Annotated in this window: 23 protein-coding genes and 1 pseudogene; 13 read left to right on the top strand and 11 right to left on the bottom strand. The window is 74.2% G+C overall.

Features of this window, described 5'->3' with window-relative positions; all coding sequences use genetic code 11:
* Positions 1-138 precede the first annotated feature (138 nt).
* From ACGFNF_RS26915 to ACGFNF_RS26895, 5 genes are all read left to right on the top strand, one after another.
* Complete coding sequence (locus tag ACGFNF_RS26915) at positions 139-1053, top strand: ABC transporter ATP-binding protein (RefSeq protein WP_132231009.1); 915 nt, start codon at positions 139-141, stop codon at positions 1051-1053.
* The gene (locus tag ACGFNF_RS26910) at positions 1046-1927 is read left to right on the top strand and encodes an ABC transporter permease (protein WP_393171488.1); all 882 of its coding nucleotides are present in this window, start codon (positions 1046-1048) and stop codon (positions 1925-1927) included. The genes ACGFNF_RS26915 and ACGFNF_RS26910 overlap by 8 nt, the downstream gene beginning before the upstream one ends.
* Positions 1924-2883, top strand: coding sequence for an ABC transporter ATP-binding protein (locus tag ACGFNF_RS26905; protein ID WP_121399775.1), 960 nt, complete (start codon positions 1924-1926; stop codon positions 2881-2883). Before ACGFNF_RS26910 ends, ACGFNF_RS26905 begins: the two co-directional genes overlap by 4 nt.
* A gap of 4 nt (positions 2884-2887) precedes the next feature.
* Positions 2888-3598, top strand: coding sequence for an ABC transporter permease (locus ACGFNF_RS26900; protein ID WP_132231012.1), 711 nt, complete (start codon positions 2888-2890; stop codon positions 3596-3598).
* Positions 3599-3724: 126 nt separating this feature from the next.
* Positions 3725-4375 carry a hypothetical protein gene (locus tag ACGFNF_RS26895; RefSeq protein WP_357577836.1) on the top strand — a complete coding sequence of 217 codons (651 nt, stop codon included), beginning with the start codon at positions 3725-3727 and terminating at the stop codon, positions 4373-4375.
* 148 nt (positions 4376-4523) lie between these two features.
* Here the strand turns inward: ACGFNF_RS26895 and valS are convergent, their stop codons facing one another.
* From valS to ACGFNF_RS26870, 5 genes are all read right to left on the bottom strand, one after another.
* Positions 4524-7088 (bottom strand): valine--tRNA ligase, encoded by a 2565-nt coding sequence (gene valS / locus ACGFNF_RS26890; RefSeq protein WP_393171485.1) that lies wholly within the window; start codon positions 7086-7088, stop codon positions 4524-4526.
* 71 nt (positions 7089-7159) lie between these two features.
* Positions 7160-9031, bottom strand: a complete 1872-nt coding sequence (locus ACGFNF_RS26885) for an ABC transporter ATP-binding protein (protein ID WP_393171483.1) — start codon at positions 9029-9031, stop codon at positions 7160-7162.
* Complete coding sequence (locus ACGFNF_RS26880) at positions 9028-10842, bottom strand: ABC transporter ATP-binding protein (protein WP_393171481.1); 1815 nt, start codon at positions 10840-10842, stop codon at positions 9028-9030. Before ACGFNF_RS26880 ends, ACGFNF_RS26885 begins: the two co-directional genes overlap by 4 nt.
* Positions 10843-10890: 48 nt before the next feature.
* Entirely contained in the window at positions 10891-11385 is a 495-nt protein-coding gene (locus ACGFNF_RS26875; protein WP_393171479.1) for a methylated-DNA--[protein]-cysteine S-methyltransferase, read from the bottom strand.
* Between the two features lie 2 nt (positions 11386-11387).
* A complete protein-coding gene (locus ACGFNF_RS26870) occupies positions 11388-12920 on the bottom strand; it encodes a DNA-3-methyladenine glycosylase 2 family protein (RefSeq protein ID WP_393171477.1) in 1533 nt (510 codons plus the stop codon).
* A gap of 141 nt (positions 12921-13061) precedes the next feature.
* Between ACGFNF_RS26870 and ACGFNF_RS26865 the strand changes: the two genes are divergently transcribed.
* On the top strand, positions 13062-13544 hold the full coding sequence (locus ACGFNF_RS26865) for a hypothetical protein (protein WP_225852416.1): 483 nt from the start codon (positions 13062-13064) through the stop codon (positions 13542-13544).
* A 170-nt stretch (positions 13545-13714) separates the two neighbouring features.
* Here the strand turns inward: ACGFNF_RS26865 and ACGFNF_RS26860 are convergent.
* Positions 13715-14482: pseudogene (locus ACGFNF_RS26860) on the bottom strand (EamA family transporter); the annotation flags it as partial.
* 93 nt (positions 14483-14575) lie between these two features.
* Between ACGFNF_RS26860 and ACGFNF_RS26855 the strand changes: the two are divergent.
* The 4 genes from ACGFNF_RS26855 (at position 14576) to ACGFNF_RS26840 (ending at position 18138) form a co-directional block, all read left to right on the top strand.
* Positions 14576-15079: a MarR family transcriptional regulator gene (locus ACGFNF_RS26855; RefSeq protein WP_358117630.1), complete on the top strand. Its 504-nt coding sequence runs from the start codon at positions 14576-14578 to the stop codon at positions 15077-15079.
* A gap of 215 nt (positions 15080-15294) precedes the next feature.
* Positions 15295-16029 carry a peptidase E gene (locus ACGFNF_RS26850; protein WP_357577829.1) on the top strand — a complete coding sequence of 245 codons (735 nt, stop codon included), beginning with the start codon at positions 15295-15297 and terminating at the stop codon, positions 16027-16029.
* Positions 16030-16205: 176 nt separating this feature from the next.
* Positions 16206-17291, top strand: a complete 1086-nt coding sequence (gene ychF, locus ACGFNF_RS26845; protein WP_357577828.1) for a redox-regulated ATPase YchF — start codon at positions 16206-16208, stop codon at positions 17289-17291.
* Positions 17292-17673: 382 nt separating this feature from the next.
* Positions 17674-18138 (top strand): DUF4878 domain-containing protein, encoded by a 465-nt coding sequence (locus tag ACGFNF_RS26840; protein WP_357577827.1) that lies wholly within the window; start codon positions 17674-17676, stop codon positions 18136-18138.
* 26 nt (positions 18139-18164) lie between these two features.
* On the opposite strand, the gene ACGFNF_RS26835 is transcribed toward ACGFNF_RS26840, so the two are convergent.
* The 5 genes from ACGFNF_RS26835 to ACGFNF_RS26815 form a co-directional block, all read right to left on the bottom strand.
* Positions 18165-19103, bottom strand: coding sequence for an MBL fold metallo-hydrolase (locus ACGFNF_RS26835; protein WP_393171474.1), 939 nt, complete (start codon positions 19101-19103; stop codon positions 18165-18167).
* An 89-nt stretch (positions 19104-19192) separates the two neighbouring features.
* Complete coding sequence (locus ACGFNF_RS26830) at positions 19193-19621, bottom strand: hypothetical protein (protein ID WP_357577825.1); 429 nt, start codon at positions 19619-19621, stop codon at positions 19193-19195.
* Between the two features lie 54 nt (positions 19622-19675).
* Positions 19676-20011, bottom strand: a complete 336-nt coding sequence (locus tag ACGFNF_RS26825; RefSeq protein WP_151456642.1) for a YnfA family protein — start codon at positions 20009-20011, stop codon at positions 19676-19678.
* A 46-nt stretch (positions 20012-20057) separates the two neighbouring features.
* Positions 20058-20684 carry a superoxide dismutase gene (locus tag ACGFNF_RS26820; RefSeq protein WP_393171471.1) on the bottom strand — a complete coding sequence of 209 codons (627 nt, stop codon included), beginning with the start codon at positions 20682-20684 and terminating at the stop codon, positions 20058-20060.
* 248 nt (positions 20685-20932) lie between these two features.
* Positions 20933-21289 (bottom strand): hypothetical protein, encoded by a 357-nt coding sequence (locus tag ACGFNF_RS26815; protein WP_393171469.1) that lies wholly within the window; start codon positions 21287-21289, stop codon positions 20933-20935.
* Positions 21290-21445: 156 nt separating this feature from the next.
* Here ACGFNF_RS26815 and ACGFNF_RS26810 point away from each other — a divergent pair, with 156 nt between their 5' ends.
* The 3 genes from ACGFNF_RS26810 (at position 21446) to ACGFNF_RS26800 (ending at position 22879) form a co-directional block, all read left to right on the top strand.
* Positions 21446-21907, top strand: coding sequence for a hypothetical protein (locus ACGFNF_RS26810; RefSeq protein WP_357577821.1), 462 nt, complete (start codon positions 21446-21448; stop codon positions 21905-21907).
* Positions 21894-22400, top strand: a complete 507-nt coding sequence (locus ACGFNF_RS26805) for a DUF3995 domain-containing protein (RefSeq protein WP_393171467.1) — start codon at positions 21894-21896, stop codon at positions 22398-22400. Before ACGFNF_RS26810 ends, ACGFNF_RS26805 begins: the two co-directional genes overlap by 14 nt.
* Before the next feature lie 65 nt (positions 22401-22465).
* The gene (locus tag ACGFNF_RS26800; protein ID WP_393171465.1) at positions 22466-22879 is read left to right on the top strand and encodes a cupin domain-containing protein; all 414 of its coding nucleotides are present in this window, start codon (positions 22466-22468) and stop codon (positions 22877-22879) included.
* The last annotated feature ends 29 nt before the right edge of the window (positions 22880-22908 follow it).

The following is a 22908-nucleotide window of genomic DNA, read 5'->3' as shown; positions in this document are numbered from 1 at the left end:
TGCGTGCCCGCGGTGCCGGCACGCCCACCACCGCCGGGGGCCGCGCCGCACCCTAGGGGACGCGGACCGCCAGGATCAGGGGAGCGCCCGGGGGCGAGCCGCTGCCCACAGGGGTCCTCGCCTCCTACTCTGTACGACGTGACACTCATCGCGACCGACTCGCTGACCAAGACGTACGGGGGTGGGGTCACCGCGCTGGCCGACCTGACCGTCGCGGTCGAGCCGGGGATCATCGGGTTGGTCGGCGCGAACGGCGCCGGCAAGTCCACCCTGATCAAGATCCTGCTCGGCCTCCTCGCCCCGACCAGCGGCCGGGTCCGGGTCCTCGGCCTCGACCCGACCACCGACTCCGCCCAGGTCCGCGCCCGGGTCGGCTACATGCCCGAGCACGACGCCCTGCCGCCGGACCTCTCCGCCGCCGAGCTGGTAACCCACCTCGGCCGGGTCAGCGGCCTGCCGCGTACGGTCGCCCGGGAACGGGCCTCCGAGGCGCTGCGGCACGTCGGGCTCTACGAGGAGCGCTACCGCCCGGTCGGCGGCTACTCCACCGGCATGAAGCAGCGGGTCAAGCTCGCCCAGGCCCTGGTGCACGACCCCGACCTGCTGCTGCTCGACGAGCCGACCAACGGGCTCGACCCGGCCGGCCGCGACGCCATGCTGGCGCTGGTGCACCGCATCGGCACCGAGTTCGGCATCTCCGTGCTGGTCTGCTCGCACCTGCTGGGCGAGGTCGAGCGGATCTGCGACACCCTGGTCGCCATCGACGGCGGGCGGCTGCTGCGCGCCGACCACATCTCCGCCATGACCTCGGCCACCGACGTGCTCGCCGTCGAGGTGAGCGAGGGCACCGACGAACTGGCCGCCCGGCTGGCCGCGCTCGACCTGCCGGTACGCCGGGACGGCCGGCTGCTGCTCGTCGAGCTCGCCGACGACGCCACCTACGACCTGATCCTCGGCGCGGTCGCCGAGCTGGACCTGCCGCTGCACCGGTTGGACCAGCGCCGGCACCGGGTGGCCGAACTCTTCGCCACGAGGGAGCCCAGCCATGCCTGAGCCGACCGGCGTCATCCACGACATCGGCTACCAGCGCTACACCGGTCCCCGGCTGGGCCGCCGGGCCGTCTTCGGGGCGCTCTACCTGCACGGCCTGCGTACGGCGTTCGGGCTGGGCCGCAGCGCGAAGGCCAAGATCTTCCCCTGGCTGGTGGTCGCCATCGTCACCGTCGTGGCCGCCGGGCTCGCCGCGGTGCGCAGCCAGGTCGGCGAGTCGGTGATGACGTACGCCCAGTTCGCCGACAACATGAGCTGGCTGGTCATCTTCTTCGTCGCGGCGGTCGCCCCCGAGCTGGTCTCGCGGGACCTGCGCAGCGGGGTGCTGCCGCTCTACTTCTCCCGTCCGCTGCCGAGGTCGGACTACCCGCTGGCCAAGCTGCTGGCGCTGGCCACCGCGCTCTGGCTGCTGCTCGGCGGGCCGCAGCTGGTGATGTTCCTGGGCGCCGCGTTCACCACCGGCGACGGCATGCGCGGGGTCTGGAACGAGCTGCTCGACCTGCTGCCCAGCCTGCTCTACGCCGGGCTCTGGGCGGCGGTCTTCGCCTCGGTCGGGCTGCTGGTCGCCTCGTCCACCGGCAAGCGGGCGTTCGCGGCCGGCGGGATCGTGGCCGTGTTCCTGATGACCACCCCGATCGTCGGCACCCTGTCGATCATGCCCTCCCAGGCGGTCAACGAACTGGCCTTCCTCGCCTCGCCCTCGACGTTGGTGGGCGGAGTGGGCACCTGGGCGCTCGGCGACCTGCTGCTGTTCGAGGGGGAGGGCGGAGTGCCGATCGGCGACTTCGGCCCGGTCTACGCGGTCGCCGCCGTGCTGCTCGTGACCGGCTGCGTCGCCCTGCTGATGCTGCGATACCGGAAGGTGGCCGCCCGATGACCACGATCAGCGTCGACCAGGCGGCGGGGACGCCGACCGCCGCCGCCAGCACCCTCGACCTCGCCGGCGTCTCCCGCTGGTACGGCAACGTGGTGGCCGTCAACGACGTCAGCATGAGCCTCGGCCCCGGCGTCACCGGGCTGCTCGGCCCGAACGGCGCGGGCAAGACCACCCTGCTGCACATGATGGCGGGCTTCCTGGCCCCGTCGCGCGGGGCGGTGAGCCTGGACGGCCGGCCCACCTGGCGCAACCCCGAGGTCTACCGCAGGCTCGGCCTGGTCAGCGAGCGCGAGGCGGTGCACACCTTCCTCACCGCGTACGAGTTCGTGCTGGCCAGCGCGAAGCTGCACCGGCTGCCGGACCCGGCGGAGGCGGCCCGCCGGGCGATCGCCCTGGTGGAGATGGAGGGCGCGCAGGACCGCCGGATCGGCACGTACTCGAAGGGCATGCGGCAGCGCGCCCGGGTGGCCGCGGCGCTGGTGCACGAGCCGCAGGTGCTGCTGCTCGACGAGCCGTTCAACGGGATGGACCCGCGCCAGCGGCTGCACATGATGGAGCTGCTGCACCGCCTCGGCGACGCCGGCCGCACCATCCTGTTCAGCTCGCACATCCTGGAGGAGGTCGAGCAGGTCTCCGGCACCGTCCAGGTGATGGTCGCCGGTCGGCTGGCCGCCTCCGGCGACTTCCGCACCATCCGTCGGCTGATGACCAACCGGCCGCACGTCTTCGCCGTGCACTCCACCGACGACCGGGCGCTCGCCGTCGCGCTGATGGCCGAGGCGTCGGTGACGGGGGTCGAGCTGGGCCGCGCGGGGCTGACCGTGCGGGCCGGCGACTACGGCGCGTTCACCCGCGTCCTGCCGAAGATCGCCCTGGCGGAGGGCATCCGGGTGCGGCAGTTGGTGCCCGAGGACGAATCCCTGGAGAGCGTCTTCTCCTACCTCGTGGAGGCCTGAACCCATGTCTACCGTTTCCTGGATCACCGTGCGGGGGCTGTTCGGGCGTCGCCGGTTCCTCCTGCTGCTGCCGCTGCCCGTGGTGCTGGTGCTGCTCGCCGTGCTCTCCCGTGCGCTCGGGGTGGACCCGGGCGAGTGGGGCCCGCCGGTGCTGGTCGGCCTCGGCCTGGCCGTGGTGCTCCCGGTGGTCGCCCTGATCGTCGGCACCGGCGTGCTGGGGGCCGAGATCGACGACGGCACCGTCGTGCACATCCTGACCAAGCCGTTGCCGCGCTGGCAGATCGTGCTGCCCAAGCTGGCGGTGGCCGCCGGCGTCACCGCGGTCACCGTCGCCGTGCCGATCTACGTGGCGGGCGTGCTGGCCCACTCCGTACGCCTCGGCCTGGCGCTCGCCGCCGCGTCGGCGGTCGGCGCGCTGGCGTACTCGGCGCTGTTCGTGGCGCTCAGCCTGCTCACCCGGCGGCCGGTGCTGCTCGGCCTGGTCTACGTGCTGATCTGGGAAGGGCTGCTCGGCAACGTCGTCAGCGGCACCAAGGTGCTCTCCATCCAGCAGTACGTGATCACCCTCGCCGACCGGATGGCCCCCACCGGGCTGCTGGAGGCCGGCGTCTCGGTGCCGGTGGCGGCGGTGATGGCCGCGTTGATCAGCGCGGGCTTCACGCTGCTCGCCATCGACCGGCTCCGCTCCTTCAGCGTGGCCGGCGAGACGAGCTGATCCCCGACGGGCCGGGCCGCCCCGCCGGGATCCGGGACGCGACCTGACGGCCTCCGGGCAGCCCGACCCGGCGATGGTAGGGCTGCCCGGATGGACCGGGCCGGGCGGCTGGGCGAGGCTGTCGGCGTGAGCGCGGAGACGGGGCTGGTGATGTCGCGGGAGTCCTATCCGGGTGCCGGCCGGCACTGGATGGTGAGCCTGGCGGTGGCCGGGCTGGCGGCGGCGGCGACCACCACGGCCGCGCAGGCCACCGGGCACTTCCACTGGTGGGCGGGGTTCGTGCTGATCCCCGGCGCGCTGATCGCCGCCACCGGCGGGCCGCTGCTGGCCAGGGGCGGCGGGCGGGCCTTCGCCGGCTACGTGGTCGCCTGCCTCGGCGCGCTGGTGTTCGCGGTCGGGGCGCTGCTGATGTTCGGCGTGTTCGGGCGGGGCTGGCCCCAGATGATCATCCTGCCGTGCCTGGCGGTCGCCGGCACCTACCGCTGGCGGCTGGTCCATCCGTTGGCCCGGGGGCTGCACCGGGCGGTCTCCCTGCTGGCGCTGGCCGGCGCCGTGCTGCTCGGCGGGACGCTGCAACTGACCCGCGTCGACCTGGTCGGCGTCGATGCCGCGCCGATGTGGGGCGCGTTCCTGATGCTGGCGGGCGTGATCGTGCTGGGCAACGCGGTGGAGCTGACCCGGCACCGGATGCCGTACCGCCTCCAGGCGATCACCCTGCTGGTCGGCCCCGCCGTCGTCGCCTTCCTGCTCGGCCTGCGCCTCCTGCGCGGCTGGTGAGCCCCGCCCACGCCGCAGGGCCCACCGGCCCCCGCCGTGCCGCTGGGCCCACCGGCCCCCGCCGTGTCGCTGGGCCCACCAGCCCTCACCGCGCCGCTGGGCCCACCGGCCCCGCCGCAGCCGGTGAGAGCGCGACGGGGCCGGCCGGTCAGAACGCGCAGGCGATGACGAGTTCCGGGGTGCGGTCGGGGAGCAGGTCCAGCTTGGCGATGCGGCCGGCGGCCCGGACGTCGTCGGCGATCAGGGTCAGCTGTTCCAGCAGGGCCGCCGGGCCGAGCGCCTCGGCCAGCGGCACCTCCGCCTTCATCGACAGTTTTCGCTCCGACTTGGCCCGGCGCACCTGGCCGAGCGCGTCGGCGGCCAGCCGCAGCAGCTCAGGCTGGCCGGTGCCCTCGATCGCCCGGTCCACCTCGTACGTGGTGGGCCAGGTCGCGCGGTGCACCGAGCCGTAGCGCCACCACGACCACACCTCCTCGGTCACGTACGGCAGCACCGGGGCGAACAGCCGCAGCTGCACCGAGAGCGCGGTGGCCAGCGCCGCCCGGGCGGAGTCCGCCCCCGGCCCGGAGCCGTAGGCGCGCTCCTTCACCAGCTCGATGTAGTCGTCGCAGAACCGCCAGAAGAAGCCCTCGGCGACCTGCAACGCGGCCGTGTGGTCGTACGCCTCCAGCGCCGACGTCGCGGCGGCGACCACGCCGGAGAGTTCGGCGAGCATGGCGCGGTCCAGCGGCTCGGTGGCCGGCGCCCGCAGCGCGTCGGCGGCGCCCAGCCCGAGGGCGAACTTCGACGCGTTCAGCAGCTTGGTCGCCAGCCGCCGGCCGACCTTGATCTGGGCCGGGTCGAAGGCGAGGTCCATGCCCGGCTTGCCGTTCGCCGCCCAGTACCGCACCGCGTCGGAGCCGTGCTGCTCCAGCAGCGCCATCGGGGTGACCACGTTCCCCTTGGACTTGGACATCTTCTTCCGGTCGGGGTCGAGGATCCAGCCGGAGAGCACCGTGTCCCGCCAGGGCAGCACCCCGTGCTCCAGGTGGGCGCGGACCACGGTGGAGAACAGCCAGGTGCGGATGATCTCCTGCCCCTGCGGGCGCAGGTCCATCGGGAAGACCCGGGCGAACAGGTCCGGGTCGGTCTCCCACCCGCCGGCGATCTGCGGGGTCAGCGACGAGGTGGCCCACGTGTCGAGCACGTCCGGGTCGCCGACGAAGCCGCCCGGGCGGCCCCGCTGCGACTCCTCGAACCCGGGCGGGGCGTCGATGGACGGGTCGATCGGCAGCGCGGATTCCGCCGGCGTGAGAGGCTGGGACCAGTCCGGCTCGCCAGCGTCGTCGAGCCGGTACCACACCGGCACCGGCACGCCGAAGAAGCGTTGCCGGCTGACCAGCCAGTCGCCGGTCAGGCCGCCCACCCAGTGCGCGTAGCGGTGCCGCATGTGCTCCGGCACCCAGCGCAGCTCCCCGCCCCGGGCCAGCAGCTCGTCGCGCAGGCCCGCGTCACGTCCGCCGTTGCGCAGGTACCACTGCCGGGTCGAGACGATCTCCAGCGGCCGGTCGCCGCGCTCGTAGAACTTCACCGGGTGGGTCACGGGTCGCGGCTCGCCGACCAGGTCCCCGGCGTCGGCCAGCAGCTCCACAAGCGTCCGCCGGGCGCCGTTGACGGTCTGCCCGGCCAGCGCCGCGTACGGCTGCCCCGGCACGCCGGCCGGCGGCTCGGGCAGCAGCCGGCCGTCCCGGCCGATCACCACGCGGGTGTCCAGCCGCAGCTCCCGCCACCAGGTCACGTCGGTCAGGTCGCCGAAGGTGCAGACCATCGCGATGCCCGTGCCCTTGGCCGGGTCCGCCAGCGGGTGTGCCCGCACCGGCACGTCCACCCCGAATACCGGCGTACGCGCGGTGCCGCCGACCAGGTCGGCGTACCGCTCGTCGTCGGGGTGGCAGACCAGCGCCACGCAGGCCGGCAGCAGCTCCGGTCGGGTGGTGTCGATGAGCACCTCCCGCCCGCCCGGCCCGGCGAACCGCAGCCGGTGGTACGCCCCGGGCCGCTCCCGGTCCTCCAGCTCCGCCTGGGCGACGGCGGTGGCGAAGCCGACGTCCCAGAGCGTCGGCGCCTCCGCCTGGTACGCCTCGCCCCGGGCCAGGTTGCGCAGGAACGCCCGCTGCGAGGCCGCCCGGGCCGCCGAGCCGATCGTCGTGTACGTCAACGACCAGTCCACGGAGAGCCCGAGCCGTCGCCAGAGCGCCTCGAAGACCTGCTCGTCGGCGACGGTCAGCCGCTCGCACAGCTCGATGAAGTTCCGCCGGGAGACCGGGGTCGGGTCCCTGCGGGCGGCCTCGCTCACCGGGGTGTCGGGGACCTGCCGGTCCGGGTCGTACGGCAGCGCCGGATCGCAGCGCACGCCGTACACGTTCTGCACCCGGCGCTCGGTGGGCAGGCCGTTGTCGTCCCAGCCCATCGGGTAGAAGACCGTGCGCCCGCGCATCCGCTGGAACCGGGCCACCACGTCGGTGTGCGTGTACGAGAAGACGTGCCCCATGTGCAGCTCGCCCGATACGGTCGGCGGCGGGGTGTCGATCGCGTACACGTCGGCGCGCCGCTTCGCGCGGTCGAACGCGTACGTGCCGTCCTCCTGCCAGCGGCGCGCCCAGGTCTTCTCGATGCCGTCCAGGCTCGGACGCTCGGGGACGCCGGCGCGGGCCGTCCTCTCCGTGTCGGTCATCCGTCGATGGTAGGCAGTGGCCCGGGGCCGGACCACGTGGTTTCGCCCCGCGCCCCGACGCGTCCCGCCGCTCAGAGCAGGGAGTCGCGCCACTGCCGGTGCAGGGCGGCGTACCGGCCGCCGGCGACGGCGAGCCGGCCGGGCGGGCCGTCCTCGACGATCCGCCCGGCGTCGAGCACCAGCACCCGGTCGGCCGTCTCCACGGTGGAGAGCCGGTGCGCGATCACCAGCGCGGTGCGGTCGGCCAGGATGGTGCCGAGGGCGTGCTGCACCAGCCGCTCGGTGGGCACGTCCAGCGACGAGGTGGCCTCGTCCAGGATCAGCACCGTCGGGTCGGCCAGGAACGCCCGGGCGAACGCGACGAGTTGCCGCTGCCCGGCGGAGAGCCGGCCGCCGCGCCGCTGCACGTCGGTGGCGTACCCGTCGGGGAGGGCGGCGATGAAGTCGTGCGCGCCGATCTCCCGCGCGGCGGCCTCCACGGCGGCGTCGTCCGCGCCGGGACGGCCGAACCGGATGTTCTCCGCGATCGTGCCGCCGAACAGGTGGGTCTCCTGGGTCACCAGCACCACGGCCCGCCGCAGCTCCGCGTCGGCGACCTCGCGCAGGTCGACCCCGTCGAGGGTGACCGCGCCCGAGAACGGGTCGTGGAAGCGGGCGAGCAGCTTGGCGATCGTCGACTTGCCGGCGCCGGTCGCCCCGACCAGCGCCACGGTCTGGCCGGCCGGGACGGCGAGGTCCAGCCCGGCGACGATCGGCGCGTCCGGCCGGTAGCCGAAGGTGACCGCCCGGAAGGCGACCGCCCCGCGCCCCGGCCCGGCGGGCAGCGGCACGGGCCGCGCCGGCTCGGCCACCGACGGCCGTTCGTCGAGCACCCCGGCGAGCTTCTCCAGCGCCGCCGTGGCCGACTGGAGCGAGTTGTAGAACTGGCTCAGTTCCTGCATCGGCTCGAAGAACCGCCGCAGGTAGAGCAGGAACGCCGCCAGCACGCCGATCCCGGTCGCCCCGCCCAGCACCCGCCAGCCGCCGTAGCAGAGCACCACCGCCACGGTGACGTTGCCGATCACCTTGATGCCCGGCGAGTACGTCGCGATCAGCCGGAACGCGTCCCGGCTGGCCCGCCGGTAGTCGTCGCTGACCGCCCCGAAGATCTGCTGGTTGCGCGGCTCCCGGCGGAACGCCTGCACCGCCCGGATGCCGCGCATCGACTCGACGAAGTGGACGATCACCAGCGCCACCGTCTCCCGGGTGCGCCGCCACGCGTCCGCCGAGGCCCGCGCGAACCAGCGGCTCAGCAGGATCAGGAACGGGAACGCGAGCAGCGTCACCGCGGCCAGCGGCACGTCCAGCCAGAGCAGGATGCCGGCCACCGACAGGATCGACAGCACGGCCAGCACCAGGCCGTCGATGCCGCCGCCGACCAGTTCGCCGATCGAGTCCAGGTCGCTGGTGAGCCGGGACACCATCCGGCCGGAGGTGTACCGCTCGTGGAACGCCACCGACAGGCGCAGGAAGTGCGCGTACACCCGCTGGCGGAGGTCGAGCAGGACGGCCTGGCCGATCCGCGCGGAGAGGGTGAGGAAGCCCCGGCGGGCGGTGTACTCGACGGCGGTGGCGACGGCGAACCCGGCGGCGACGACCAGCAGCGGGCCGGGATCGCCGGCCCGCAGCGGCGCGATCGCCCGGTCGATGCCGAGCATCACCAGGTACGGCCCGGCCATCGCGGCGGCGTTCTGGCCGAGCAGCAGCGCGACGGCCAGCGCGAGGCGGCGCCGGTGCGGGCGCAGCAGGCCGCGCAGCAGCACCCGGCTGCGGGCCCGGAGCCGGGCCACCGCCTCGGGGTCGGTGTCCTCGGCGCGGCTGCGGTCCGCGTCCGGGTCGGTGGCGACGCCGCGCCACCGGGCGAGGTCCGCCCCGCCCGCGGGGCCGGCGGTGTCGCCGGTCACGAACGCACCAGGCCACGGTCGCCGGGCGGCGCGGGGGTGGGCTCGGCGGAGAGCACCGCGCGGTACGCCGGCACGGCGGCGAGCAGCTCCGAGTGCCGCCCGACGGCCGTGATCCGGCCGTGCTCCAGCAGCGCCACCCGGTCGGCGAGGGCGATCGTCGAGGGCCGGTGCACGACCAGCAGGGCGGTGGTGGTGCGGAGCACCCGCTTCAGCGCGGTCTCGACCAGCGCCTCGGTGTGCACGTCCAGGGCCGACAGCGGGTCGTCCAGCACGAGCAGCGCGGGTCGGCCGAGCACCGCCCGGGCCAGCGCCAGCCGCTGCCGCTGCCCGCCGGAGAGCGACAGCCCTTGCTCGCCGACCCGGGTGGCCAACCCCCACGGCAGCTCGTACGCGAAGTCGGCCTGGGCGAGGGCCAGCGCGGCCCGGACCTCGTCCTCGCCGGCCTCCGGTCGGCCGAGCGTGAGGTTCTCCCACACCGACATGGAGAACAGCGTCGGCTCCTCGAAGGCGACCCCGACCAGTCGACGCAGGGCGGACAGCCGCAGCTCGCGCAGGTCGTGCCCGTCCAGCGTGATCCGCCCGCCGGTGACCTCGTGCAGCCGGGGCACCAGGGAGAGCAGGGTGCTCTTGCCGCAGCCGGTCGCCCCGACCAGGGCCACGGTCTCGCCCGGCTCGACGGTCAGGTCGATCTCCCGCAGCACCGGCGCGGCGGTGCCCGGGTAACGGAACGAGACCCGCTCGAAGCGGAGCCGCCCGCGTACGTCGGCGCGGCGCAGGGCGAGCGCGTGCGGGGCGTCCACGATGGCCGGCGGGGTGTCCAGCACCTCGCGCACCCGGTCGGCCGCGGTGGCGGCCTCCTGCCCGTTGGCGATGATCCAGCCCAGCGACTGCACCGGCCAGATCAGCATCAGCTGGAGGCTGACGAAGGCGACAAGTTCGCCGATGGTCAGCACCCCGCCCGCGGCGGCCGCCGCGCCGGCGACCAGCACCACGCCGAGGGTCAGGTTGGGCACCAGGTCGAGCAGGGCGGAGGTGCGGGCCAGCAGCCGGCCCTTGCCGACCCCCGTGTCGTGCAGCGCCCGCGCGCCGGTCGCGAAGCGGGCGGCGAGTTCCGGCCCCCGCCCGTACGCCTTCATCGTGCGCAGCCCCTGCGCGGTCTCCTCGACCAGCGTGGCCAGGTCGCCCTGCTGGTCCTGCATCCGCCGCGAGGCCGCGTGGTAGTGCCGCGCGAAGCGGCGGCTGATCAGGAACAGCGGCACCGCGCTCGCCGCCACCAGCAGCCCCAGCGCGGGGTGCAGCCGGATCAGCAGCGTCACCACGGCCAGGTAGGTCACCAGGTTGAGGATCAGGAAGAAGAGGCCGAAGCTGAGGAACCGGCGCAGCACCGACAGGTCGCTGGTGACCCGGGAGAGCAGTTGGCCGGACTGCCAACGGTCGTGGAAGCTGGTCGGCAGCCGTTGCAGGTGGGCGTAGACGTCCTCGCGGATGGCCGCCTCGATCCGCATCGAGGACGACGACTGCACCCAACGCCGGATGAAGATCAGCAGCGCCTCGACGAGGCCGAGCAGCAGCGCCAGCCCGGCCAGCCGGAACAGCCCGGCCGGGTCCTGCCGGGCCACCGGGCCGTCCACCACCCGCTGCGCGACCAGCGGTACGGCGATGCCGGCCCCGGTGGCGGCGAGGCCGGCGAGCAGCAGCCAGCCGAACTCGGCCGCGTGCGGGCGCAGATAGTGGCGCAGCCGCCAGAGGCTGTGCAGCGGGTGCCGGCCGGCCTCGACCCGGGAGGCCGGGTTGCCGTCACCGTCAGGCACTACCCGACGGTAGCCTCAAACGGGGTCGGCGCAGGTGTCGGCTTCCCGTCATCGCCGCTCGTGCCCGAGAAGCCACTTCTTCACGTCCAGCCCCCAGCGGTAGCCCCCCAGCGTCCCGTCGGTACGCAGCACCCGGTGGCAGGGGACGAACAGGGCGGCGGCGTTACGGGCGCAGGCCGCCGCGGCGGCCCGTACGGCGGCGGGGCGGCCGGCCAGCCCGGCGAAACCGGTGTAGGTCACCGGGTCGCCCGGCTTCACCTCGCGCAGCACCTGCCAGGCGTGCGCCATGAACGCGCCCCCCGTGTGCTGCTGGACCGGCACGGCGTCGATCGCGGCCAGCTCGCCGTCCAGGTAGGACGCCACGGCGACGCTGACCGGACCGAGGTCGGCCCGGTGCCGCAGCGGCGCCCGCAGGGCCGGGTGCACCAGGGGGAGCAGGCTCTCCGGGTCGCCGGTGAAGCCCGCCGCCCGGACCGCGCCGTCCGGGCCGGCCACGATGCTGAGCGGCCCGGCGGGGGTGTCGATGACGGTGCTGTCGTTCATGCTTATGCTGCTCTCCAGAGTCGGATCACCGCGTACGAGCGCCAGGGGCGCCAGCGGTCGGCGTACGTGTCGAGGGTCGTGGGGGCGTCGGGGAGGCCGAGGGCTGCGGCGCCCCGGCGTACGGCGAGGTCGGTGGGGAGCAGGACGTCCGGGTCGCCGAGGGCTCGCATCGCCACGTAGCCCGCCGTCCAGGGCCCGATCCCGGGCAGCGCCAGCAGCCGCCGGACGGTCTCCTCGCGGTCCCCGCCCGGCGCCAGGTCCAGTGACCCGTCGGCGACGGCGCGGGCCAGCCCGCGGATCGTCCCCCGCCTCCCGGCCGGCATCCCGAACACCTCGTCCGGCACCCCGAGCACCTCCTCGGCGGTGGGGAAACCGGACAGCCACGCCCTCCCCGCCCCCTCGGCTGGTTGATCAAGAGGTTTCGGCTCCCGAGAGCGCTCCCCGGCTGTCGAAACCTCTTGATCAACGCCAGCGGGGCCGGGGGTGTGGCGGGCGGGCGGGCGGAGGTGGGCCAGGAGGCGGGTGAGGGTGGTGCGGGCCGAGCGGACGGAGACCTGTTGGCCGACGATCGCGCGCACGGCCATCTCGAAGCCGTCGACCGAGCGGGGGAGCCGGATGCCCGGCTCGGCGGCGACCACCCCGGCCAGCGCCGGGTCGGCGGCGAGCGTGCCGTCGACGGCGGTCGGGTCGGCGTCGAGGTCGAGCAGGCGACGGCAGCGGGCCACGGCGGGGGCGAGGTCGCGCATGTCGGTCAGCCGCAGCGTCGCCGTCACGTGCCCGTCCGCCGGGGTCAGGGCCGCCTCACCCGCGCCGTGCGGCAGCCGCAGCCCTCGCCGGTACGTCCCGTCGCGCACCTCCTCGACGCCGGGCAGTGCGCGCAGCGCGAGGAAGTCCAGCAGCGCCTCCGCGTGCAGCGGCGGGCGGTACGCGAGCCGCAGCGTGATCGTGCCCGCCCCACCCGGCGCGGGACACCGGCGGCCGGCGGTGCGCAACTCGGACGGGGCAGCCCCGAACACCTCCCGGACCGTGTCGTTGAACTGCCGCACGCTGCCGAATCCGGCGGCGAACGCGACCTCCGCCATGCCCAGCCCGGTGGTCTCGATCAGGGTGCGGGCGGTCTGCGCGCGTTGCGCCCGGGCCAGGGCCAGGGGACCGGCGCCCATCTCGGCCCGCAGCATCCGGTGCAGGTGCCGTTCGGTGTAGCCGAGCCGGGCGGCCAGCCCCGGGATGCCGTCGCGGTCCACCACCCCGTCGGCGATCAGCCGCATGGCCCGACCGACGACGTCGGCCCGGACGTCCCACTGCGGGGAGCCCGGGGCGGCGTCCGGCCGGCAGCGCCGGCAGGCGCGCAGCCCCGCCGTCTGGGCGGCGGCGGCCGAGGGGAAGAACCGGACGTTCTGCCGCTTCGGCGTCATCGCCGGGCAGGACGGCCGGCAGTAGATCCCGGTCGACGTGACGCCTGTGTAGAACCAGCCGTCGAACCGCTGGTCGCGGCTGTCGACCGCCCGGTAGCACCGCTCGAAGTCCAACTCCACGTCACCGATGATGCCCCTGCCCGGCGCCCCTGGCTCGCGGGAATCGGACGTGGCCGTCCGGGCCTGAACCGGACGCCCGGCGCCGAAAGTGTCGGTTGTGGTCGGTACCGTCCGGCCACCAACTCAAGAAGGGGTGCGGCGATGGCGAGCGTGGCGGGTCGGCGGGCGGCGTCGACACGGGACGGGCACCCTCCGCTGGACGGCGCGGTGGTGCAGCGCTTCTACGAGCGGATGCGCGCGGTCGCCCCGGCCGCCGTCGGCGCGATCGAACGGGACCGGGCCGGCGACCCGGGGCGGGCGTTCGGTGACACCGCCTGCGGCCGGCTGGTGCGCTCGCTCGACGCCGACGGGCTCCGCGCGCTGGGCATGTGGGTGCACCACTGGTGCATGCGGTTCTACGACGACGACACCCGGGTGGCGCTGCGCCTGGTCCGGGAGATCGCCGGCCGCGCCGGGCTGGGCTGGACGGCCGACGAGGTGCGCTGGATGCTCCGCGAGTCGTACGCGGCCGGTCCCGCCGCCGAGGCCCGCTTCACCCTGCCGCTGGCCGCCGCCGGGGAGCTGGCTCCAGGCGCCCTGCCGATCGAGGCCGTGGTTCCCCGCCAGGCCGGTCCCCGCGACTGACCCGCCGCCCCGGGCGACCGACCCGCCGGGCCCCGCGACCGATGCCAGGGTGGCCCGCCGGGCGCGGTGCCCGCCGGTCCGGGCCGGCGTCCCGGCAGCTGCCCGGCCACGGTGGCGCCGACCGCCACGGCGAAGCCGGCGAGCTGCCAGCCGGTCATCGCCTGCCCGAGCACGGCCCAGCCGAGCGCGGCGGCCGTCAGCGGGCTGAGCGCCCCGAGCAGCGACACCTGGGTGACCGGCAGCCGGGCCGCGCCCCGGAACCACAGCGCGTACGCCAGCGCCGTCCCGACCAGCGTCAGCCACGCGTAGCCGGCCAGTGCCGGCGGGTCGGGCACGGGCGGTGTCCCCTCGACCAGCAGGGCGGCCGGCACCACCATCAGCCCGCCGGCGGTGAGCTGCCAGCCGGTGGCGGTGAGCGTGCCGACGCCCGGCGGACGGCCCCAGCGACGGGTCAGCACCAGGCCCGCGCCCATCGCGGCGGTGGCGGTCAGCCCGGCGGCGACGCCCGTCGGGTCGAGGCCCGCGTCGGGGCGCAGCACGACCAGGGTGACCCCGGCGAGCGCCGCGAGCGCGGCGGGCAGCGCCCGGGGTTGGGGCCGTTCGTGCAGCACGAGCACCGTCAGCCCCGCCACCAGCAGCGGCTGGGTGGCGCCGAGCACCGCGGCGGCGCCGCCGGGTAGGTGGTACGCGGCGAAGAAGAGCAGCGGGAAGAACGCCCCGATGTTCAGCGCGCCGAGCACGGCCGCGCGCCACCACCAGGTGCCGTGCGGGCGGTGCCGGGTCAGCGCGAGCAGCAGCAGGCCGGCGGGGAGGGCCCGGATCGCGCCGGACCAGAGTGGCCGGTCGGGCGGCAGCAGTTCGCTGGTGACCAGGTACGTCGTGCCCCACGCGGTCGGCGCGGCGGCGGTGAGCAGGATGTCGAGCCGGCGTCGGTCCACGGTTCCTCGCTAACTCTTGTTGCTAAGTATCTTGCTACTAAGCTACTTCGTGGCGAGTAAAAGCGGGAGTGCGAGGTGCGGCACAATCCGGGGGTGACCGAGCGGGACGACGTCGACGGCATCGTCGAGCAGTGGCAGCGCGAGCGGCCCGGAATGCGCCCCGAGCCGATGGCGGTCTTCGGCCGGATCTACCGGCTGGCCCGGCTCGTCGGCGACGAGCAGGAGCGCACCTACGCCCGCTGGTCGATCAGCCGGGGCGAGTTCGACGTGCTGGCCGCCCTGCGCCGCGCCGGCACCCCCTACACGCTGGCGCCGAAGGCGCTCACCGCCTCGCTGATGCTCACCTCCGGCGGGATGACCGGCCGACTCGACCGGCTGGAACGCGCCGGACTGCTCCGCCGCGCACCCGACCCGGCGGACCGGCGCGGGCTCCAGGTCACCCTCACCCCGGCCGGCCTCGAGCTGGTGGAGGAGGCCGCCGAGGCGGGGCTGGCCGTCCAGCGCCGCCTGCTCGACGCGCTGCCCGCCGAGGACCAGCGGCGCCTCGCCGACCTGCTGCGTACGCTGCTGGGCGCGGTCACCGACAGCGGACGCTGACCGGCGCCGCGGACCTTGGCGGCCGACGGACGGCAGCCCCGGGCCGGCGACCGGCGGCGCTGACCTGGCGGCGACGGGCGGCGCTGACCCTGGCGGCGACGGGCGGCAGCCCCGGGCCGGCGACCGGCCCGGGCGGGCCCGCGTGGCGGGCGCTGAGCGGCGGGGGAGCGGCCTCGGGCAGGATGGGCACCGTCGACCCCGACGGAAGGACGACCGTGCCCGCCAGTGAACCGACCATCCTCGCCACCAGCATGGGCATCTACGCGCCGCGCCACGAGGGCGGGCCCCGGCGGGTCAACCCCGTCTTCGACCTCGCCGCCGAGCTGGCCGAGGCCGGGCCGGAGCCCAGGATCTGCTTCCTCAACCAGGCCGAGGGGGACCAGCCGACCACGCTCGCCCGGGTCTACGAGGCGTTCGCCGGCAGCCGGTTCCGGATGACGCACCTGGCGCTCTTCCCGATGCCGAACGTCGACGACGTCCGCGCCCACCTGCTCGCCCAGGACGTGATCTGGGTCGGCGGCGGCAGCGTCGCCAACCTCTGCGCGGTCTGGCGGGTGCACGGCCTCGGCGAGATCCTGCGCGAGTGCTGGGAGGCCGGCGTGGTGCTCGGCGGCGTCTCCGCCGGCTCGATCTGCTGGCACGCAGGCGGGGCCACCGACAGCTTCGGCACCACCCTGCGCGGCTTCACCGACGGGCTGGGCTGGCTGCCCTACGGCAACGGCGTGCACTACGACAGCGAGGAGCAGCGCCGCCCGCTGATGCACAAGCTGGTCGCCGACGGCACGCTGCCGACCGCGCACTGCACCGACGACGGCACCGGCCTGCTCTACCGGGGCACCCGCCTGGTCGAGGCGGTCGCGGACCGCGAGGGCCCCTCGGCGTACGAGGTCAGCCGCGCCGACGACGGCACCGCCCGGGAGACCCGGATCACCCCCCGCCTGCTCGCCTGACCGGCCCGAGCCGCGCGAACCCGGCCCGACCCTCCGGGCCGGTCCGGTCCTCCGTGCCGATCTTGGTACGGGAGCGCCCCTGGAGGGGCCGTTCCGTACCAAGATCGGTCGGGCGTGGCCCCTTGCGCCGGCCTGCCTGAACCGGGGTGTGGGGCGTCGGCGTAAGCTGGCTCGTCGTGAGTCTCACCATCGGCATCGTCGGCCTGCCCAACGTCGGCAAGAGCACCCTGTTCAACGCGCTGACCAAGAACGACGTGCTCGCGGCGAACTACCCGTTCGCCACCATCGAGCCCAACGTCGGCGTCGTCGGGCTGCCGGACGAGCGGCTGCACACGCTCGCCGAGATCTTCAGCTCGCAGAAGGTGCTGCCCGCCCCGGTGTCGTTCGTCGACATCGCCGGCCTGGTGCGCGGCGCCTCCAAGGGGCAGGGCCGGGGCAACGCGTTCCTGGCGAACATCCGCGACGCCTCGGCGATCTGCCAGGTCGTCCGGGCCTTCTCCGACCCGAACGTGGTGCACGTCGACGGCAAGGTCTCCCCGGCCGACGACATCGAGACGATCAACACCGAGCTGATCCTCGCCGACCTCCAGACCCTGGAGAAGGCCCTGCCCCGGCTGGAGAAGGAGGCCAAGCTCCGCAAGGACCGGGCCGCCGCCGTCACCGCCGCCAAGCAGGCCGTCGAGCTGCTCGACACCGGCGTCACCCTCTACGCGGGCGCCAAGGACGCGGGCATCGAGCTGGAGCACCTGCGCGAGCTGCACCTGCTCACCACCAAGCCCTTCCTCTACGTCTTCAACGTCGACGAGGCCGAGCTGGGCAACGCCGAGTTCCTCGACGAACTGCGCGCCCTGGTCGCCCCGGCCGAGGCCGTCTTCATGGACGCCAAGATCGAGTCCGAGCTGGTGGACCTGCCCGACGAGGAGGCCCGCGAGCTGCTGGAGTCGATCGGGCAGAACGAGCCGGGCCTGGACCAGCTCGTCCGCGTCGGGTTCCGCACGCTCGGACTCCAGACGTACCTCACCGCCGGCCCCAAGGAGGCGCGCGCCTGGACCGTCCCGGTCGGCGCGACCGCGCCGGAGGCCGCGGGCGTCATCCACTCCGACTTCCAGCGCGGCTTCATCAAGGCCGAGGTGGTCTCCTTCGGCGACCTGGTCGCGGCCGGTTCGATGGCGGCGGCCAAGGCCGCCGGCAAGGTCCGGATCGAGGGCAAGGAGTACGTCATGCAGGACGGTGACGTCGTGGAGTTCCGCTTCAACGTGTAGTGACGATCCGATTCAACGGGTAGTCACGTTTTGAGCGACCTCTGACGGCGGCGGCGCCCGGCTCAGCTCTTGCGACCGGGCACCAGCCCGTCCAGATCGAGCTTGATCGTGAACGGTGTCGTGGTGCGCAGCACGTGGCGATGAATCGCGGTCGGCACGTACGACCGGGCGGGCTCATCGAGTTCGTAGGTGTGGACCTCAGGCGTGTAGACGGTCCGGGACGGATCGTAGGGCGCCCTCGTGGCCAGAAGATCGGGCTCGGGACGATTCCATCTGTCGAGTCGAATCGTGATCTCCCGGTCGACCTCGATGCCCGGCGGTACCTGGTCCGTCCGAATCCAGCGCGTCGGAGGATTGCTCGCGTCGCCTACCCTCCCTAGCCATGGCCTATCAGCACCAGATGCCCCAGCCGCCCCAACCGCCGAAGAAGCGCACGCTGCGTACCGTGTTGATCGTCGTCGGCGTGGTCCTCGTGCTGTGCTGCGGTGGCGCCGGTATCGGCGGCTTCTTCCTGTACAAGGGGGTCAAGGGCGCGACTGATCCGGCGCGGCAGGCCGCCGAGTCGTTCGTCAGCCACCTGGAGGCGGGCGATCCGGACGCGGCGTACGAGCTGTTGTGCGGCGACACGCGCGCCGGGTACCCGAGGGAGGCGTTCGTCCAGGGTGTCGCCAAGGAGCCGAAGATCCGCGGTCACAAGGTGAACGGCGTGAACGTGCAGAGCGTCAACGGCCGCACCACGGCGACCGTACGCATGGCGCTGCAACTGGACAGCGGCTTCACCGACCAGCACATGTTTATGCTGGTGAAGGAGGACGGCGCCTGGAAGGTGTGCGGTCAGCCGTACTGAGCCGCACACCCTGGCGGGGTGGGATGTCAGCCGAGTCCCGCCCAGGGATCCTCCCGACGCCACACCATCGGCAGGCGCAGCGGGATCCGGTCGTGGTCGGCCAGCCGGACGAGGACGCGCATGGTGCGGTCGAGGTCGTCGCCCGCGTACGGCAGGGCGCGTAGCCGCTGGTCGAGCGGGCGGAAGAAGTCGTCCCAGTGGACGAGGACCACGCGCCGGGCTCCGACGGCCCGTACGGTCTGGTTCCAGTAGGCGCGGAGGTACTGCTCGTCCTGCACGCCGAGCTGGCCGACGGCCAGATAGACCACGTCGGCCCGGCACCCGTCCAGTGCTCCGGGCAGGTAGCCGGCGCTGCCCTGGACCAGCGCCGTCCGGCCGCTCGTGTGCGCGACGAGCACGGACCACGCCTCACCGCACCTGTAGGCGCTGGCCCTGGCAGGGGGCACCACGGGTGCGGTGATGGCACCGGGGAAGCGATCCGGTGGGCAGTGCGTGGACTTGACGAACGTGAGGGTGAAGGGGCCCCGGATCACCGGCTCGCGCGGCGTGACGACCTGGATGCGGTCGTCGGTGAGGCCGGCCCCTCGACCGACCCAGGCCGCGGACCGGCCACCGGTGAGCACCGCACCGGTGCGGAGCGCGACGGTCGCGGAGTCCAGGACGTGATCGAAGTGGGTGTGCACCGGGACCACGGCGGCCAGCCGGCGTCCGCCCTCGTCGTGCTCCAGTCCCAGCCGGGCGAGCGCGGAGTCGATGCGTGCGTCGTCGGGGGCGAGCTTGCGGAGAGCGACCCTGAGCAGGGACGGCCGGGAGAAGAACCCGTCGGTCAGCACCGCGGTGTCACCGTCGTCGAACAGCAGGCTGGCGGTGCCGAGGAACGTGACGCTGAAGCCCTCGGCCGCAGCCGGGACGTCGAGCCGGTCGGCATGGGCGTCGATGTCGGGGCGGCCGAACCTCAGGCGCATGGCCGGACGCTACCTGTTCGGTCGGCAGACCGGTGGGCCGCGTGAGGTCGCCATGTGAGGCGGGGCAGGGCGATGGCGTACGTGCCCCGTCAACGGCGCACGGCGGCCATGGCTCCGGCGACGACGGTTCCGAAGCCGATTGCCATCAGCGGCAGGCCCCACCCGAAGGGCAGTTCACCGACCCAGTTGATGTTGCTGCGTTCCGGCAGGGAACCCAGGCTCACCGCGACCACGGCGCTGGCGAGGAACATCCCGGCCACCGCCGCGCCAACGGTGAGCAGAGCGAACCCCGCCGCCCGGCGGGCCCAGAAGCTGGCACCGAGGGCGGTCAGGAGGAGAACCACCACCCACCAGGTCCAGCCGCCTCCGACTTCCAGGTAGGCCCAGCCCGAATACGACCACAGGTACCTCTCGCTGATCCGGAACCAGGGGGTCAGGTACCCGAGCAGGGTGATGCTGGTGCCGAACATGAGCAGCACGTCGGGCGCCGGCCGGTACCACGGGGGCGAGTCGTCCATGGGTGCCGAAGGTAGCAGCCGGCGTCATCCGTTCCCCGGCCGCGGGAGCGCGGCTCAGCCGCTGCGTGGGGCGTACATGATGATGGCGACCCCGACCAGGCAGATGGCCGCGCCGACGACGTCGTAGCGGTCGGGGCGGAACTTGTCGACCACCATGCCCCAGGCGAGGGAGCCGGCGACGAAGACGCCGCCGTAGGCGGCCAGGATCCGGCCGAAGTTCGGGTCGGGCTGGAAGGTGGCGACGAAGCCGTAGAGGCCGAGGGCGACGACCCCCGCCGCCACCCACAGCAGCCCCCGGTGCTCGCGCCAGCCCTGCCACACGAGCCAGGCCCCGCCGATCTCGGCGAGCGCGGCGAGCAGGAACAGCAGGATCGAGCGCACCACCGTCATGGTGGGAACGGTAGCGGGGGCACGACCCGGTGAGCGGTCGGCCGGATCAGGGCGTCGCGGTGAGCGGGTTGCCGGCGGCGCGCGCGGCGTCGAAGCGTCGGGTGACGTCGGCCCAGGAGACCAGGTCCCAGAGGCGGTCGACGTAGTCCGGGCGGACGTTCTTGTACTGCAGGTAGTAGGCGTGCTCCCAGGCGTCGAAGACCAGGATCGGCGTGGAGCCGTGGCCGACGTTGCCGTGGTGGTCGTAGACCTGTTCGATGATGAGGCGCTGCGCCAGCGGCTCCCACGCCAGGACGCCCCACCCGGAGCCCTGCACGCTCTTCGTGGCGGCGGAGAGCTGGCCGGCGAAGCCGTCGAACGAGCCGAAGTGTTCGCCGATGGCGGCGGCCAGCTCGCCGTCCGGGCGGTCGCCGCCATCGGGGGAGAGGTTGTTCCAGAAGATCGAGTGCAGGACGTGCCCGGAGAGGTTGAAGGCCAGGGTCTTCTCCAGGCCGACAAGCGCCGAGTAGTCGCCCTTGTCGCGGGCCTCGGCGAGCTGGTCGAGGGCGTCGTTGCTGCCCTTGACGTACGCGGCGTGGTGCTTGCTGTGGTGCAGCTCCAGGATCTGACCGCTCATGGCGGGTTCCAGCGCCCCGTAGTCGTAGGGCATGTCGGGGAGCTTGTAGACGGCCATGGGGACCCTTTCGCGAGTGGACGATCTTCCGATCAGTATGCCTTATTGCAAAGTCTTGGCAACTGCGGAATATTGGCAACTGGAGCGGGTCGCACGGGATCCGCTCCACGGCCGACGCCGTCGGTAGGGCGCGCCTCCACGCCGCGATGATCACCGGTGGGGGCGCGCCCGCACGTGACTACCGGCCAGCCCTTGCCGTCACCGCCGCCCCTGCCGTCACCGCCGCCGCGGCCGCGCGGCCGGCCCGGTCACCGTCCGCCCGCCGCTGTCGCCGCCTGGTCGGTGAGGCCGTCGAGCACGGCGACGTGTGCCGCCGGTACCCGGATGTCCAGCGTCAGCGCGTCCGGCCCGGATCGGGACAGGTCGAACGTGAAGAACGAGCAGCACGTCGACTCGCGCGCCGTCAGGTCCCGTACCGTCTGCTCCGTCTGCGCCGTGCCGGCGAGCCGCAACCGCAGGTGCCGCGCGGAGAGCCGCGTGACGTCGCGTACCGCGTCGCGGAAGAGCCGGTCGAACTCGGCGAGCCGCAGCGGCCGCGCGGCCGTCGGCAGCGTGCACGCGTCCGGCACCCAGGCGGCCTCCGCCGCAGAACCATGAATGTCCATGTCTCGACGGTAACCCTGCGGACCGGCGCGAGACGCGGGCCGTGAATGGGCGTTGGCCGTGCACGGCCTGCCGCGCCGCGCTCCCTCCCACGGGGGAGGGCGGTCCCCTCGCGCTCGGGAGTCGGCGCGCGGTCCGCCGGGCCTAGCGTCGGGAGCATGGATGCTTCTTCCGGTGCGCGGCGCTGGCCGGCCTACGCGTTGGTGGTGCTCTTCCTCGCGTACGCCGTGGGCAAGGCCGCCTTCGCCCTCGAATCCCGGCTCGGTTTCCCGGGCGGCCCGGTCGTCCCGGCCGCCGAGCACGAACGCTACGCCCGCGACGTGATGGGCGTGGCGACCGCGCAGTGGTCGGCGACCGCGTCGGGGGTGGCGGGCGCCTGCCTCGCCCTCGCCACGGTCACGGCGCCGGGGCGGCGGGTGCCGAGGCCCCTGATGCTGCTGGCGCTGGCGGGCATGCTGCTGGCCGTCGGGGCCGGCGCGACGATCATGGTGGTGGACGGGTTCGTGGGCCTCGGCGTGGGCTGGCAGTGGTACCACGGGGTCCTCGGACTCGTCGTGATCGGGCTGCTCGTGGCGACGATCCGGTCCTACGTGGTGGCGACGAGACGTGCCGCGCACTGACCGGGCGCGGGTGGGCGCGTACGGCGCGGCGGCGTGCGCCTCGGCCTACGGGGCGATGAAGCTCGCGCAGGCGCTGGGGGCCAACGCGCTGGCCGACAAGGATCCGCTCCCGCCGGAGCTGCGCGAACGGCTGCTCGCCCGCGACCCGCTGTTCGTGGCGAGCCACTGGGCGCTGGCCGCCGCCGCGGTCGTCGGTGTCGTGGTCGCGCTGGCCACCCTGCGCCCCTGGCCGGCGGCCCTCCCGCGCAGGCTGCTGCTGGCGGTCGCCTGGACGCTCGGCATCCTGATGATCGCCCGGTCGGTCGGCGTGCTGGGGCACGGCCTCGTCGGTGACGCGCTGCTGCTGACCGGCGTCCGGCCGCCGCCGGTCGGGCACGCCGCCCTGGCCCGCGACCTGGCGTGGTGGGACCTGCTGCTGTGGTCGCCGTTCTTCCTGCTCTGGGGGGCGTGCTGGACGGCGGCGGGCTGGCGGCTGGGCAGGCGGCACCGCTGACGCCGCCGGTGCGGGTTGCGCGCGTCGCGGGCCGGGCGGCGCCGGGCCGGACCTACGATCGGGCGGTGCAGAAGGTACGCCTCCGCCGGCTTCCGGTGACGTCACCGCCGATCCCGGAAGGTGGCGGTCGGATCCAGTCGCCGGCCGGCGAGCTGGCCCAGATCGTCAACGGCGGCACCTACCGCTTCCTGGCGTACCTGGAGTTCCGGCCGGACGCCGCCCGGCCGCGCGGCAACCACTACCACGCCCACAGGACGGAGACGCTGTACGTGATCAGCGGGCGGCTCCGGGCGGTGTTCCGCGACCTGGACTCCGGCGAGCGGACCGAGCTGACGATCGAGGCGGGTGACGCGGCCACGGTGGAGCCGCGCTGCGCCCACGTCTACTTCGCCCTGGAGCACTCCCAGGCCGTCGAGTTGGCGGACACGCCGTACGACCCGGGCGACACCCACCCCTGCGACGTGGTCGGCGGCGGCTGATCGGTCGACCGTCGACCACCTACGATCTC

This window comes from Micromonospora sp. NPDC048868 (genome assembly GCF_043198195.1).
Classification (GTDB): Bacteria; Actinomycetota; Actinomycetes; order Mycobacteriales; family Micromonosporaceae; genus Micromonospora; species Micromonospora reichwaldensis.
Note: the sequence above shows the minus strand (reverse complement) of the source record. Positions and strands in the feature narration are given on the sequence as shown.